The sequence below is a fragment of the Streptomyces sp. NPDC059398 genome (assembly GCF_042751845.1).
Taxonomy (GTDB): domain Bacteria; phylum Actinomycetota; class Actinomycetes; order Streptomycetales; family Streptomycetaceae; genus Streptomyces.
This window is the reverse complement of record NZ_JBHYWP010000037.1, coordinates 50,460-64,535: the sequence shown is the minus strand read 5'-3', so window position 1 is coordinate 64,535 and position 14,076 is coordinate 50,460. Positions and strand designations below refer to the sequence as shown.

Below are 14,076 nucleotides of genomic sequence, written 5' to 3'. Positions count from 1 at the left end.
GCCCAGACGAGAATTTCCTCGTCTGGGCCCTTGGGTCGTTTGATCGAGAGTTATTGTGGTCCCATTTCTGGAAAACGCCGGAAGCTCACATCAACTCGATGTTAGCCATGAGTCAATCCGGAATCGATTCCGCAATATCGAACGCAGAGCTTCCATCTTCGATGACCAGGTGGAACGAATAGGAGTCGTCACACATTGCAAATTCCACCGATTGCGGCATTAGGCCCCGAAACCAGGCCGCAACACTTGCCGCTCCACGAAGTTCACCGTCGATGTAGAAGCATGTTCCCTCCTTGTTGAGCCACGCCTCCACCTCACCATCGCCGATACGGCAAGTCCACCGAAGACCTCTCCCGTCGAGCCCGGCATCCGAAGGAGTGGGCTCTTGAATCTCTGCGTTCGGCCAGTCACGCAGAAGGGCTCGGGTCAGCTCTCCTTGCTCGACGTGCCACTCGGCATCCTCGTCACCTGCGAAGACAAGGTACGTCACACCGCCACCTCACCCCTTCTGCCTCACGGAACCACTGAGACTGTACCGGGCACACCATACTTGCTCATCATTCCTTCGAAGTACGGCACCGCAGAACTCGAGTTGGTTATGATCCGGAGATTCGTGTATGGATTACCACTATCGTCAATGACAGCCGCGTAGCGCCGCATCTCATTGCCGATATCGGCATCAATAAAACCTTGCACCCTAGCATTCTTGATGCCCGGAGGGATGAATGGACTTGATTTTCCGCTAACGAATTTGGCATCGAGAATGGAGTCGCCTTCAACTCCATCCGCCCAAATCCTCTCACCTCCGCCATGCAGGCGCACTTCAATCATTCCTGTGGTGGACATCTGGTAATCGCGACTTGCACCCTTGCCGACAGCAACCCTTAGATCGCTACCACCACAAGTGTTATGCACGAGTACCGGTGTCGTCCCCGCCACGACATAGTACGTGTGGAGTTGAGCGATCGTGAGGTTGTAGGTGCGGGCGTGCTTGCTGAACTGATGCTTTGCCTGCACGGCTACGGTTGAGCCGTCCCTGGCCAGCAGGGTCATGCCTGGCTTGAGGGTTCCGGCCTGTATCCAGTGGTGTGCGGAGGGGCTCCAGAAGGGGTGTGTGGAGGTGGCGGTCAGTTTTGCCTTGCCGTGCTTGGTCTTGATGGTCAGTTCGTCGAAGTGCTTGTAGCCCTCGGTAATGATGAGTGCGGTGACTTTGCGCTTCGCGGACTTCCCGGTTTCGGGGTCTGTGGCCTGGACCTTGTCCCCGACTTTGATCTTTTCGATATTTTCCTTCGAGCCGTCCGCCATCAGGACCTTGGTGCCGGCCAGGAAGCACTGGGGAGGTGCATCGGTTCCCGATGCACCTGTGGCAGGCCCGTCTGATGCGGCGGCTTCGCTGGTTGCTGCCTTGGCGTGTTCCTGGCTGTCGGCGGGCCTGGATGCGGCAGGCGCCTTCCCATCGGACTTTGCCGCGCCGGCTGCCGCTTCCTTGCCTGCACCGGCTGCACCGCCGGCATCTGCGGTCTCGCCATGCGGTCTGTCATCGCGGCCGACTTCGCCGATCGGATCGTCCTCCGCGCCTGATCCGCAGTCGCCGAACAGTGATCCGCAGACCGTTGTGAAGGCCGAGGCACCGCCTGCGGCACATGCCGGACTGGCGAGGCCGCCGGACTCCACGGCGCATCCGCCCACCGCGATCACCACGACGGAAACAACAGCGGCCGTTGCTATCGACTCCGTAGTGTCCTTGAACAAACGCTTTGCGTAACCCCAACCGTGCGAGTTCGAGGGCGGTGTGTAGTGCGGGCTACCTACACAGGCGTCGTAGACCTGAGTGCAGGGAGGCTCCCATCCGTTCCCTTCCGGCCCGCCGGTTGCTCCTACGCCGCTACCTGCGGGGGTGTACATCTGCAGCAGACCGCTGGGGTCGGAGCTGGTGGTGGGGTTGTCTCCGGAGTAGGTGTAGCCGCCCATTTGGTTGGGGTCGCCGGCTTCGAAGACGGGGTCGGGGCTGAGGAAGCGGCCAGTGGTGGCGTCGTAGTTGCGTGCGCCGAGAAGGTTGAGGCCTGTGGTGGTGTCGGTGGGCTGGCCCAGGAAGCCCCGGTTTTCGTCTGCGGAGACCCAACTGGTGGGCTGCGTGCCGCGTGCATTGCCGTACGGGTCGAAGGCCCGGCGGGTGACGGCCGAGGTGGAGGCGTTGACAGCAGTGGTGGCGGTGCCCTGAGCGTTGGCGATCTGGTAGGTCACGCTACCGGTGGAGGTGCGGGTGATGGTGGTGCTGTCCGGGCCGGTGTAGTTGCGCAGGCCGGTCCAGGTTTTGGCGGTGACGTTCAGGGTGATCTGTTCGGTACCGCCGAAGAGATACAGGACGCGGGTTTTGTCCGCGCTGCCGACTGCACTGGTCTGCTCGAGGAGCTGGCCGTTGGCGTCGTAGAGGTACTTGCTGGTGTTGGTGGTGGCGCCGGTGGGGGTGGTGACGGTGGCTGTGCGGCCTTCGGCGTCATAGGTGACGCTCTGGATCTGGCCTGCGGGTATAGCTCCGGTGGTGGCGTTGTTCCACTTCTGGCCGGCACTGCCGCAGGTCGCGAGGGTGAGCTGGGTGCGGACGTTGGCGCTGGCGCCCGGGTCGGTCAGGCACATCGCCGTGTTGGCGCTGCTGACCAGGGTTCCACCGGTGGTGACCTTCCACTTCTGGGTGGCATCCGCGCCGCAGGTGTCGAGGACGACATGGGTGCCGGCGGCCGTGGCGTTGCCTGTGGTGTCCAGGCAGGCGCCCTTCACCTTGACGGTGCCGTCAGTGCCGATGGTCCAGTTCTGCCCGATGGTGGCATTGCAGGCGTAGGTGCGGACCACGGTGCCGGGTGTGACAGCGCCTCCGGCGTCGTCCATGCAGAGTGTGCCGCCGCCGGTGAGGGCGAAGCCGGTGCGCAACGGACCGGAACTGACGTTTTTGCGGGTGATGGTGTCGCCGGCGTTGGCGTTGTTGTGGGACGGGTCGGTGTAGGTGGGGGTCTGCGTTGTGGTGCCGGTGGCGGGGTTGCTGGTAGTGGTGGCCCCGGCCTGGTTGGGCAGGGTGGCCGCGGTGGTGCTGTCGGTGCCGGTGTAGGCGACGGTCTGTGTGGTGTCGTTGAGCGCGTTGCCGGTGGTGTCGTGGTTCACCATGCCGGTGCGGTCGCCGAGCTGGTCGTAGGTGTAGCTCTGCCAGTAGGCGGCAGGACCGCCGACCGTGCTGGTCGTGACCGGGGTTGCTCCATTGGTCTGGACACGGCTGGTGGTGCAGCCGCCGACGGATCCGACCGGGGAGCTGGTGGGGCTGGTGATGCCTGCTGTGTCCGTCCATGCCTCGGTCAGGCGTTGGAAGGAGTCGTAGGCGAAGCACTGGGTGTCGTGGGTGGTGTTGTCCTGCAGGTCGTCGATCGCTGTGATGTCGCCGGCGCGGTTGTAGCGGTAGTTGACGACGTCCACTGCGTTGCTCTGGGTCTGCATCATGCTGCTGGTCTGGGTGACCGAGCCGGTGGTGTCGTCGTACTGGGCGAAGGTGGCTGTCTCCTTGCCGACTGACCCGTAGTTGGCCTGTTTGATCCGGCCGAACGGGTCGTGGACGGCAATGTCCAGGTAGGCGGGGGTGTTGGCGGCGTTGATATAGCCGCCGAAGCTGTCGAGATTGCCTTGCTGGGTGTACCCGTAGTCCACGTCCTCGGCCGGCAGGTTGCCGTCGGCTTGGTAGTGGGTGGTGGACAGCTTCCCTGTGTTGGGCGTGTATGCGGCCGTGTTCGTGTAGGTGACGTTGCCGCTGCTGGGCGCGGTGTTCTGTCCGGCGGCGGCGAATCCGTCAGCAGCCGGGACCGTAACGGTCGAACCGGTGGGCTGGTATGCGGTGTTGTAGCCGGTGACGGCCTGGGTGTATGCCTTGCCGGAGCTTCCGCTGCCGCCGACGTAGCGGGTGGAGGAGGTGGGGTATCCCTTGGCTGGAGTGTCGTAAGTCCATGCACCCAGTTGCGTGCTGGCATCGGGAGAGGACGACCAGGCGCCCGCGTATTCAGCGGTCTTTCGGTTGTCCCAGTCGTACGCATACGACAGCTTTTGCCCGCGCGGGTCGGTGCTCTGCAGCAGGTTGCCCGCCACGTCGTACTTGTCGAAGGTGGTGGTACCGGTGTTCGGGTCGCTCTGCGTGGTCTTCTGGCCCAGCAAGTTGTAGCTGTAGGACCAGGCGTTTCCCGCGTTGTCCTTGATCGTGGAGACGCCGCCGGCGGGGGTGTAGGTGTAGCTGGTGGTGGCGTCCGCTGCGGGTACGGCTCCTGACTTGCCCTTCTGCCACAAGATCGTGGTCGCGTTGGCAGCCACGATGACGAGGGTGGAAGTGGTACGGAGCCGCAGGGTGGATCCGACGGTGGGGGCGATGTTCGTGGACATGAGCACCGCACCTGCGGTGCTGTAGATGACCAGGTTTCCGTCGGTGCCGAACTTGGCATAGGCGCCCGGGTTCCCGCTGGTTGCGCTGGACCAGATCGTCGCCCCCGTTGCCAGGGCGCTGAACACCAGGTTCCCGTCGCCCTGCATGGTCAGCCGCACGCTGCTGGAGGTGAGCGAGGTACCGGAGGGGATCACCTGGCCACCGGTCAGGATCACAGTGGAGCCGGTGTTCTTCACGACGCTGCGGGTCTTCTGTCCGAGCGCGTTGGTGAAGGTGGCGGTGGAGCGGCCCCCTGCCGGAGCGGTGGTGTCGGTTTCATCGGCGCCGGGGTAGCTGGTGGTGGTGGACCACTGTTTGACGGCCTGGTGCCACAGAGTGCTCGCCAGGGAGCGGCCCTGGCCGTCGTAGGAGGTGGTGGTCTCCGACGGGATCTCGTTCTCGTTGGCCGCGAACAGGGCGGTCGAGGGGTCGCCGGTCGGTTCGGAGTACGGGGCGTAGGAGGCGCTCGGCCAGCCGTGCGAGTCGTAGAACGTGTCGGAGATGATGCGCCCGGCAGCGACGTCGCCGTTCGCGGTCGACTGGGTCTGTCGTGGTTGCAGCATCCCGTCGTAAATGGAGATATCGGTGGAGTAACTGCCGTCTTCACGGAGGGTCTTGGTGGTGACCGAGGTCGGTGCTCCGGGCTGGGTGATGGTGCCGCCCGGGGCCGCGACCGCACCGGGGTTGATGGAGTAGGCGAAGGTCTTGTCGGCGCTCTGGCCTCCCGCCTTGTCACGGCCGGGAAGCCAGACCGCGGTGCGGCGTCCGAGCGCGTCGTACGTCATGTCGGTCTTGCGGCCGTTCGCGTCGACGTTCTCCAGGGGCAGCCCGCGCAGCGGATCTACGGTGGAAGTGACCTTCCAGTTCTTGGTGTTCAGGGAGGCGGTGGAGGTGGCGTTCGTGTTACTGCGGCCGGCACTCCATGCAGGAGTGAAGTCGGTGTGGGTGTTCTGCCCGGCTGCATTCGCGGCGTCGGTGATCCGTCCCGCCCCGTCGTACTTCATGGCAGCGGTGGTCTGCCAGTTCTCCGTGGTGCCGGTGTAGCCGGAGGCGATCTGTGTCTGTGTCACCTGACCTGAGGCGGACGTCTGCCCGAAGGCGCCCAGGTTGGTCAATACGCCGTCACCTGTGTAGCTGCCCTTGTAATAGATCTTCTTGTCGGAGAGCAGAGTGGTGGGCGTGACGGCAGTTCCGCAGGCTCCGCTGACCACGGTGACCTGGTCCGGGTAGTCGAGCATCACCGTGTTGGCGGGGGGCGCGGCGTATGCGGTGGTGGCGCATGTCTCCTGGGACGGTGTGCTGACATCTCCGTGGGCATCGACGGTCGCGACGCGTCCCTGAGCGTCATAGTTGGTGTCGGTGCGGGAGTGTCGCCAGGTGCCGTTGGCGAGGAGTTCGTACGAGTGCGCCTGGGTGCTCCTGGGCCGGTGGGCTGTCAGATCAGGGAGCGTGGAGAGCGGTTGTTTGGTCTCGCCCGGGTTGTCGTCCTGTGTCCAGGCGGACCAAGGATGCTGGACGGCGGTCTCCGTGGCGGTGAAGGCAAAGGGACCATTGACGTTGACGGCGTTTACGGTGCCGCCGGCGGCCGTGTAGTTGTCGGCCTCCAGGACGAGGCCGGCCAGTTGATTGGCGTCGGTGACGCTCTCGACGGTGTTGCCGCCGACCTTGGCGTCCACGCTGACCGAACGGCGGGTGGACTTGTCGGCCTGGTAGTCGCCGTCCATGCCCTGCAGATACGTGGTGGTCTGCCGGGTGACCGGCTCAGGTGCCTTACCAGTCTCAACGGTGACGGTGCGAAAGCCACGGAACTGGTCCCAGGTGCGGTACTCGTCGTCCGTCTGGACCGAGTCGTCTCGGTGCCAGGCGGCACCCGTATAGCTGTAGGTGGACAGCTGGCTTTCCGAGCCGGCGGGGATCTTCGAGGTGTTGGGGTTGTACTGGGAGGCGATCGTCAGGTCGGAGACATTGACCGTGTGCACGGTGGTTTTGTTGAACCAGTCCGCGATCGGCTTCGAGGCTCCGGGAACGGTCCAGTACACCGGGTAGCAGGAGTTGGTGTTGGAGTCGGCTGCCTTGATGGACAGCGTTTTGCCTGCGCACGGGTTGAGGTTGTAGTCGACGGCGATACCTTCGCCGGTTTCCGTCTGGACCGTGGAGATGCGCGGACGGTAGAGCGGGGGCGCGGACGGTGAGACGTCGTTGACCCGGTTGTCGATCTCGGTTCCGGTGAAGGAGACCTGGTTCAGGGTGAGGTCGCTGTTGCCGTTGTTGTAGGTGCCCTTGCCGGTGTGAGTGATCGACTGCAGCCACATCACGGCCTGCAGGGATCCGGCGTCCTTCGGGTCGACTGTGGTACCTGTGACCGGATCGACCGAGCCGCCCGCGTCGGAGTAGGTCTGCCCGAGCTTGTAGCTGTCCACCGGCAGCAACTTGTCCGTGCCCGAGTCTTTGACGTGGACCTTGGTGGTGATGGTGTCCAGGCGAGTAGTGGACCAGAAGCTCGGCCCTGCATCGAAGCAGACGTTCTCCGGGATGGAGGTCGACCCGGCGGGCAGGTGGGTGCTGTCGCTCGCGTCGCAGTTCTGGTCGTAGGGAACATCGGGCCAGTGGGGGGCCGTGGAGTCCTTGAGGTTGCCGGCGGAGCAGTCGGTGAAGGAGGACGTGGCCTTGCAGCGCTGGGAAGAAGTGAAATCCACCTCTCCGGCTGGGGTGTGCCCCGCCTTCTCGTCATCCAGGGTGTAGCCGTAGGCGATGGAGGCAAGGGTGCCGCCACGGGTGTAGGAGCTCAGCGTGCCGTCGTCACCGGTCGCCGCCTGGCCTGCGCCGAGGTCGTAGTAGTTGGTCTCGGTCGTGTAGTCGTAGCGCTGAACGAAGCCGGTCGGGGTGACGGCGAAGTCGAGGTTCCAGCGCCAGCCCTCGGGCTTGTCGCACTGCGATGCCTTGCCCTTTGCGGAGGTGTAGCAGGGGTCGCTGGACTGCGGGTGGAGCACCGGCACACTCCACGCGGAGTGGGTGGAGGCGTCCGTCGGCGAGGAGGACTGTGCCAGGCCCGATGTTCCGGGGCCGGTCGGAGCGTGGTCGGCGCCGAAGTAGGCGGCTGCGCCGTCGGTGGTCAGGACGCGGTAGTAGACGCCGTCGTGCAGGCCGTTGGCCGCGCCGGACAGCTCCTGAACCAGGGTTCCGTCATCGCCCTGGAGCTTCCACTCCTGGATCTCGCCCGGGACGCCGGAGCTCGTTGTGGGTACCAGGACACCGGAGTGGGATCCGAAGGAAATGGTGGCGTTGTCACCGCCCCAGCACTCGTCCCCCGACCCCTTGGCGATCTTGTTGCCACTGCTGTCCAGCAGGCTTCCGCAGGGGCGGTAGCTGCGCTCGATGGAGCCGGGCTGGTAACTCCAGCCGTCTCCCAGCCATCCCGACTGGGAGTTGCGGGCCGAGGTCTCACCGTCCACGGACTGCGAGTCGTAGGACAAGCCCACCGTAGGAGCGTTGCCGCCTATCGCCGCTGGCACCGCGATCGGGTAGGAGTAAGTGAAGGAGCCGGTGCCTGACGCCTGCCAGGTCCCCGAGGGGTTCAGGGAGGTCGCACCGTAGTTGCCCTGCGAGCCGGAGCTGCCCGAGGTCACGGCGAGGGCGGTGGTCGCAGTGTCGGCCGACATGGCCGATGCCGACAGGCCGCGACTGGTCGCGTCAGCTTTCGGTGAGCCGACGGGGATGGTCGCTGTCAGCTGGCCCGCCCCGGCCCGGTTGGTGAACCCGAGCGGGGTCCGCGTCTGGCACTCCGCCAGCTGCGGGGTCGTCAACGCGCAAGCGGGAACCCGCATCAGCTGGAGGCGGGATCCGAAGCCACCGCCATACGCCTTCGCCAGCTGGTTGTAGTCGATGACCACCCGGATCCGGTCGCTGTCTGTCATCGCACCGGCCCGGGTGAAGCCCAGCAGCATGCCATTCGCACCGGCCCTCAGCGCCTTGGCGTGCGAGGCAACCTGGATCCGCACCCCGGACGCCCGTGACGGGTGCCGGGCTGCCGGTGCGGATGACACCCACACCGGCAGAGTGCCCGCTTTCACGGGCTTCGTCACCGGGGTAAGGGCCTTCTCAGACGCGGAGTTCGACGCGGCAGGCGACGGCGCGGCTGTCGGCGAAGGCGATCCCTGCCCACCGGTCGCGCTCTGCAATGCCCTTGCTGAGAGTGGGCGGGCGGACGGGTCCGCAGACGTAGCAGGGGTCGAGGCGCTGGTCGTCGGACTGGGCGCCGGACCCGAAGAGCTGGGCGAGTTCCGGGCGCCGGGCGTACCAGAAGGGGTGGGAGTGCTGGTTGCACTGGGAGTGTTCGAGGAGAGCTTGGTTGCCGGTATGCCCTGGGTGAGGGAGACCGTGGACGCACCCGCCTTGGGCCATGTCGGCCGGACCACCTGGTAGTTGCCCAGCGCCTTGTATCCGCGCGGGTGGACCGAGGTCTTCCGGTTCAGCGAGTGGCTGCTCACTGCTGGGGTGGCGGCCAGGGCCTTGGGGCTCCACACGTCGCCCTTGAAGTGATAGTGCCCCGCATTACCGCCGCGGCTGCTGTCACCCCCCATGGGGAAGAGCCCGAAGCCGAGCCCCTGGGCGACAGCCATGGGGGCCAGGAGCGCCAGCACAACGACGGCAACCGTCCAACGACTCAGCCGTCCACCCAGGATGCGGTGTCGCACACTCGCGAACCAGCGCCGTCTGCCGCTCACTCAAACCCCCACGATCAGCGGCCCTGATGGGCCATCACACACGCGGCCACACAGGGTGTGTGATCGAAGGGGAGGCTATTGATGATCGACGACTTGCTCAATAGCCTGTGCTGACGCTGTGACCAGAAGGTGTGCAAACGGTCAGCAAAATGTGTTCGGTTTGTGTAAAGGCCAACGCCGCTGCCACGAGGCAAATCCGGACACCGCGCACACATCCGTCCCGTCCGCCAGGACAGCAGGAGTGGCGCACATCACATCAAGCGCCGCCCGTAGACAGAAGGAAGTTTGCCCTGTGTTGCAGCTATTCGTTCATAAGCGTCCTGGAGGCGCGAAGTTGAGACGGCGCCTGGCGCCACTGCCCGTTCTCGCAGTTCTCCTGCTCGCTCTTCCCAGCGTTCCGGCCGCGGCAGATGACTCCGCCTCGACTGATCCAATGCTGACCGCACAGGCTCAAGCCGTCGCGGCCGGGCAGGACACGCCCGTCGACTCGATGACCAGCCAGATATCCAGCACCGTCGCCAGCCCCGACGGCTCCTTCACCACCACGACCAACCTGATGCCGGTCCGGGTCAAGCATGACGACGTCTGGACGCCGGTAGACGCCACACTCTCCGCCAACACCGACGGCACCTACTCACCGAAGGCCACCCCCAACGACGTTTCCCTGTCCGGCGGCGGCAGTGGTCCGCTGGTCACACTGACCCATGCGGACGGCCACAGCATGGCGTTGACCATGCCCTTCACATTGCCCGCCCCGACCGTGACCGGCGACACCGCCCTGTACACCTCCGTACTCCCGGGCACCGACCTGTCCGTCTCGGTTACCGACCAAGGCGGCTTCAGCGATGTTCTGATCGTCCACGACGCCGCCGCGGCGGCCAACCCGCAGATCAAGAAGCTCACACTGGCTGCCTCCACTCAGGGCCTCACCCTGAACTCCAGCGACTCCGGAGGCATGGAAGCCACCACCTCGGACGGCGCCCTTGACTACAGCAGCCCCCAGCCACTGATGTGGGACTCCAGCACCAGCACGTCGTTCGCCCAATCCTCGACAGCCACAAAGTTTTTGAGGGCGAATACCACTTCCGATGAGCTCGCAGAGTCCGGCGACGATACGGTCTCCTCGACGGCCGGCCCCGGCCCCGGCGCCCAAGTAGCCCCTGTGCCGATGACCACCTCGCCCAGCGCCCTCACGCTGACCCCCGACACCTCGGCACTGACCGGACCGGACGTCCATTACCCCGTATTCCTCGACCCGTACACGAACCCGCACAGCAACACTTCCGGGCACTACGACGAGGTGTACTCCAGCTCCACCTGTTCCAACAGCCCGCAGTACGACAAGGGACAGCCCGGCGGCGAAGGGGTGGGTTACCAGCGCTGGGGCGGCGCCTGCGGCAACGGCATCGAGCGTTCCTACTACGCGATCCCCACCGGCGGCCTGGATCCGTCCATGGTGGTCTCCAAGGCGCTCGTCACGGTCTCATCCACCTACGCGGCGAGCTGGGACTGCTCGCAGAACCAACCGATCACCCTGCACACCACTGGATCGATCAGCAAGAGCACCGACTGGGACAGCAAACCCGGCACCGTCGACGGCTCCTACGCACCAGTCAGCACCAAGATCGCCAGCGCCGCGAATTCCGGCAGCAGTTGCAGCAATCACACGGCCAGCTTCACCGTCACCTCCCAGGCACAGAAGATCGCCGACAACCACAGCACAGCCGACGACTACTGGACCGTCGCGCTGTTCGGCAACGAATCGAGCTCCAGCAGCGACTATCTGCGTATGTCCAGCGTTCTCACCCTGACCACCACCTTCGACATCCCGCCAAGCATTCCGACCAGCCCCCACACCACCCCAACCGCCGCCGGCGCCGACGCCACCTGCGCGACCAATGGCGACGGCTGGATCGGAGCCACCACCTACAGCGACGCCGGCAGCAACATCCAGCTCCACTCCACGGTCAAAACCAACATGACCGGTGAACTCGTCAAAGCGCTTTACCATGTCTGGGACCGCAATGACCTCGATGCCTCAGGCAATGCTGCCGACAAGTCCACCCCCGACAGCGGCTACGTCTCCTCCGGCACAGACGCCGACGTGAAGATCGGGTTCACCCTCGAAGACGGACACGAGTACGGCTGGGATGTCTACGCCCAGGACAACGCTGCAGCACACCTGACCTCTCCCACCAGCGACCACTGCTGGTTCAAGACCGACCTCACCCCGCCCAACACACCCGATTTGGCGCCCAACCAGTCCTTCCCCTCCGTCGGCAGCGGCTCAGCCGACCCGGTGGTCTACGCTGGCCCTGGCAAGACCACCGACTTCACCGTGACCGCCGCCGACGTCACTCCGGCCGACACCTGCAGCCCGGGCGTGTGCCTCGCCAGCGGCGTCGACCACTTCCTGTGGCAGCTCGACAGCCAGCCCACCGCCCTCACGGGCACCAAGGCCGCTGTCACCAGCACCGACACCAAGGGTGTCGCAACCGGCAAAATCACCATCCCGGTCACCCACTGGGGCGTCCATACCCTGTACGTCGCCGCCGTCGACCAGGCGGGCAACCTGTCCCAGACACCCTCCAGTTACTCCTTCAACGCCCCCTGGAACCCCAGCACGAAAATCGGCCCCGGGGACATCACCGGCGACGGCATACCTGACCTGCTCGCCACCAGCAGCACTGGCGACCTCAACCTCGTGCCGGGTAACGCCGACCCCGCTCAGGCCGTCGCCCCCGTCCAGACCGGGCCCCTCACCGGAACCCCACCGCCGATCAACGGACCGGTGACCGTAGCCACCAAGGACGACTCCCCCGACCGCACCGGCTGGAACAACTACCTCATCGCCCACCGCGGCAACCTCCACGGAGGCGACGTCGACGACCTGCTCGCCTACAACAAGCAGACCAACAAGCTCTACACCGTCAAGAACGACCTCGACGCAACCGACGACACCTCGCTCCCCCTCGTCAAGTACTCCACCTACCCCGGCTACATCGGCAAACGTTTCACCGATGTGACCAAGGACGCCTGCGAGACCTCCACCGTCGTCGCCGACGACGCCCGCTGCCGTGCCGCCGGCTACAACAGCACCACATGGGACATCACCCAGCTCATCGCGCCAGGCGACGTATATGACAACAACAACGCCTACCCCGCGGTCGTCACCGTCGAGAACAAGAAGCTGTGGATCTACCAATTCGACGGCGGCCAGCACCTCAAGCACCCCATCCTTCTCGGCGACGGTGACTGGTCCAACCTGACTCTCATCGCCCCCGGGACCGTCGGCGGTATCCTCACGACCGACGTCCAGGGCAATGGGACTGTCACCGGCGGCCGTTCCACCCTGTGGGCCCGCGACAACACCTCGGGAAGCCTCTACAGCTTTCCCCTCAACATCGACCAGAGCAGCCTCGTGCCGCAGCTACTGCATGCCCCCGTCCACACCGCCCTCACCTCGGCCGTGGTCCCCTCCGGCGGTGGCAGCATCTGCCTCGACGACAACCACGCCCTCACCGACAACGGCAACGCCGTTCGCATTTACACCTGCAACGGCACCCCCGCTCAGACCTGGACCCACACCAGCGACGGCGCTCTCCGCGTCGTCGGTAAGTGCCTCGATGTGCCCCAAGGCGCCACCGCCAGCGGAACTCTGCTCCGGCTCTACACCTGCAACGGCACCGCCGCACAGGAGTGGACTGCAGGCGCAACCGGCAGCCTGGTCAACCCCAACTCCGGCCTCTGCCTGGACGACCCCAAGGCCGGCACCGCCAACGGAACCCAGGTACGCATCTACACCTGCAACGGCACCGCCGCTCAGAACTGGACCAGCACTGCCGCACCCGGCTGGGACGCCAACCCGCCCACCGCGCTCTCTCCTGTTCTTGCCCCCGCCCTCTACCCCGGTGTCTCCTCGACCGGAGACGTAAACAGCGTCTCCGGCAACCCGGACGGCAACCCGGACCTCTATGCCGTTGACACCAGCGGACAACTGACGGAGTACACCGGCACAGCTCCCAGCGGTGGCTCTGCATCCTTCGCCGATCCCGTCTCACTGGGGACTGCGTCCGACGCGTCCACCCACTGGTGGAACCTCGACGATGGCACCGGGGCCAGAGCCGCAGACAAGAACGGCGCCCTCGACGTCACAGCGACCGGGGCATACACCTGGGCCGGCGACGCTAGCCGCGGCAAGGTCCTCAGCCTCACCGGCACTACCGGCTACGCTGCAGCCACCGGCCCGGCCGTGGACACCTCCGACAGCTACTCCGTCTCCGCCTGGGTCAAACTCAACTCCCTCACCACCAACAGCACCTTCGTCTCCCAGGCCGGGGGAGACAACAACGCGGCAGGACTCCAGCTGTACTACTCCTCCGGCGACCAGGTCTGGGGCTTTGGACACCGCAGCGACGACACCACCACCGGCACTTGGCGAGCCGTCTACGGCAGCAAAGCCACCACCGGCCGATGGACCCACCTGGTCGGCGTCTACGACGCCACCGCGCAGGAACTTCGCCTCTACGTCAATGGCAAGCTCACAGGCGTCCGCGACTGGACCTACACCCCCTGGAACGCCACCGGCCCCCTCCAGATCGGCCGCACCGTCTCCAACGGCACCTACCTCGAATACGCCGACGGATCCATCAGCGACGTACGCATCTACAACACCGCCCTGCCCGCGGCCGACGCCGCAGCCACAGGCGACAACCCCAAACTCGGCCAACTGAGCTGACTGGCGCGGCCGAAAGAGTGGGGGGGGGGGCGGCGGGGGGGCGGGCGGGCCCGCTCCGGGCCGCGGCGGCCGGGGCGCGCCCCCGGGCGCCCGCCCCCCACGGCCATGTCGTTGGTGAAGGCGCCGGGCAGCGGATCCACCTTGTGCAGCCGGGCCCCCGGGAG

4 protein-coding genes are annotated in these 14,076 nt (G+C 65.6%); 1 reads left to right on the top strand and 3 read right to left on the bottom strand.

Going from position 1 to position 14,076, the window contains the following annotated elements:
• Positions 1-112: 112 nt before the first annotated feature.
• The 3 genes from ACFXBC_RS15975 to ACFXBC_RS15965 are packed head-to-tail and all read right to left on the bottom strand — an operon-like array spanning position 113 to position 8,851.
• Positions 113-490 carry a hypothetical protein gene (locus ACFXBC_RS15975; protein ID WP_385023907.1) on the bottom strand — a complete coding sequence of 126 codons (378 nt, stop codon included), beginning with the start codon at positions 488-490 and terminating at the stop codon, positions 113-115.
• A 23-nt stretch (positions 491-513) separates the two neighbouring features.
• Entirely contained in the window at positions 514-8,532 is an 8,019-nt protein-coding gene (locus tag ACFXBC_RS15970; protein ID WP_385023905.1) for a polymorphic toxin-type HINT domain-containing protein, read from the bottom strand.
• A 16-nt stretch (positions 8,533-8,548) separates the two neighbouring features.
• Positions 8,549-8,851: a hypothetical protein gene (locus tag ACFXBC_RS15965; protein ID WP_385023903.1), complete on the bottom strand. Its 303-nt coding sequence runs from the start codon at positions 8,849-8,851 to the stop codon at positions 8,549-8,551.
• 756 nt (positions 8,852-9,607) lie between these two features.
• Here ACFXBC_RS15965 and ACFXBC_RS15960 point away from each other — a divergent pair.
• Complete coding sequence (locus ACFXBC_RS15960) at positions 9,608-13,912, top strand: LamG-like jellyroll fold domain-containing protein (protein WP_385023901.1); 4,305 nt, start codon at positions 9,608-9,610, stop codon at positions 13,910-13,912.
• The last annotated feature ends 164 nt before the right edge of the window (positions 13,913-14,076 follow it).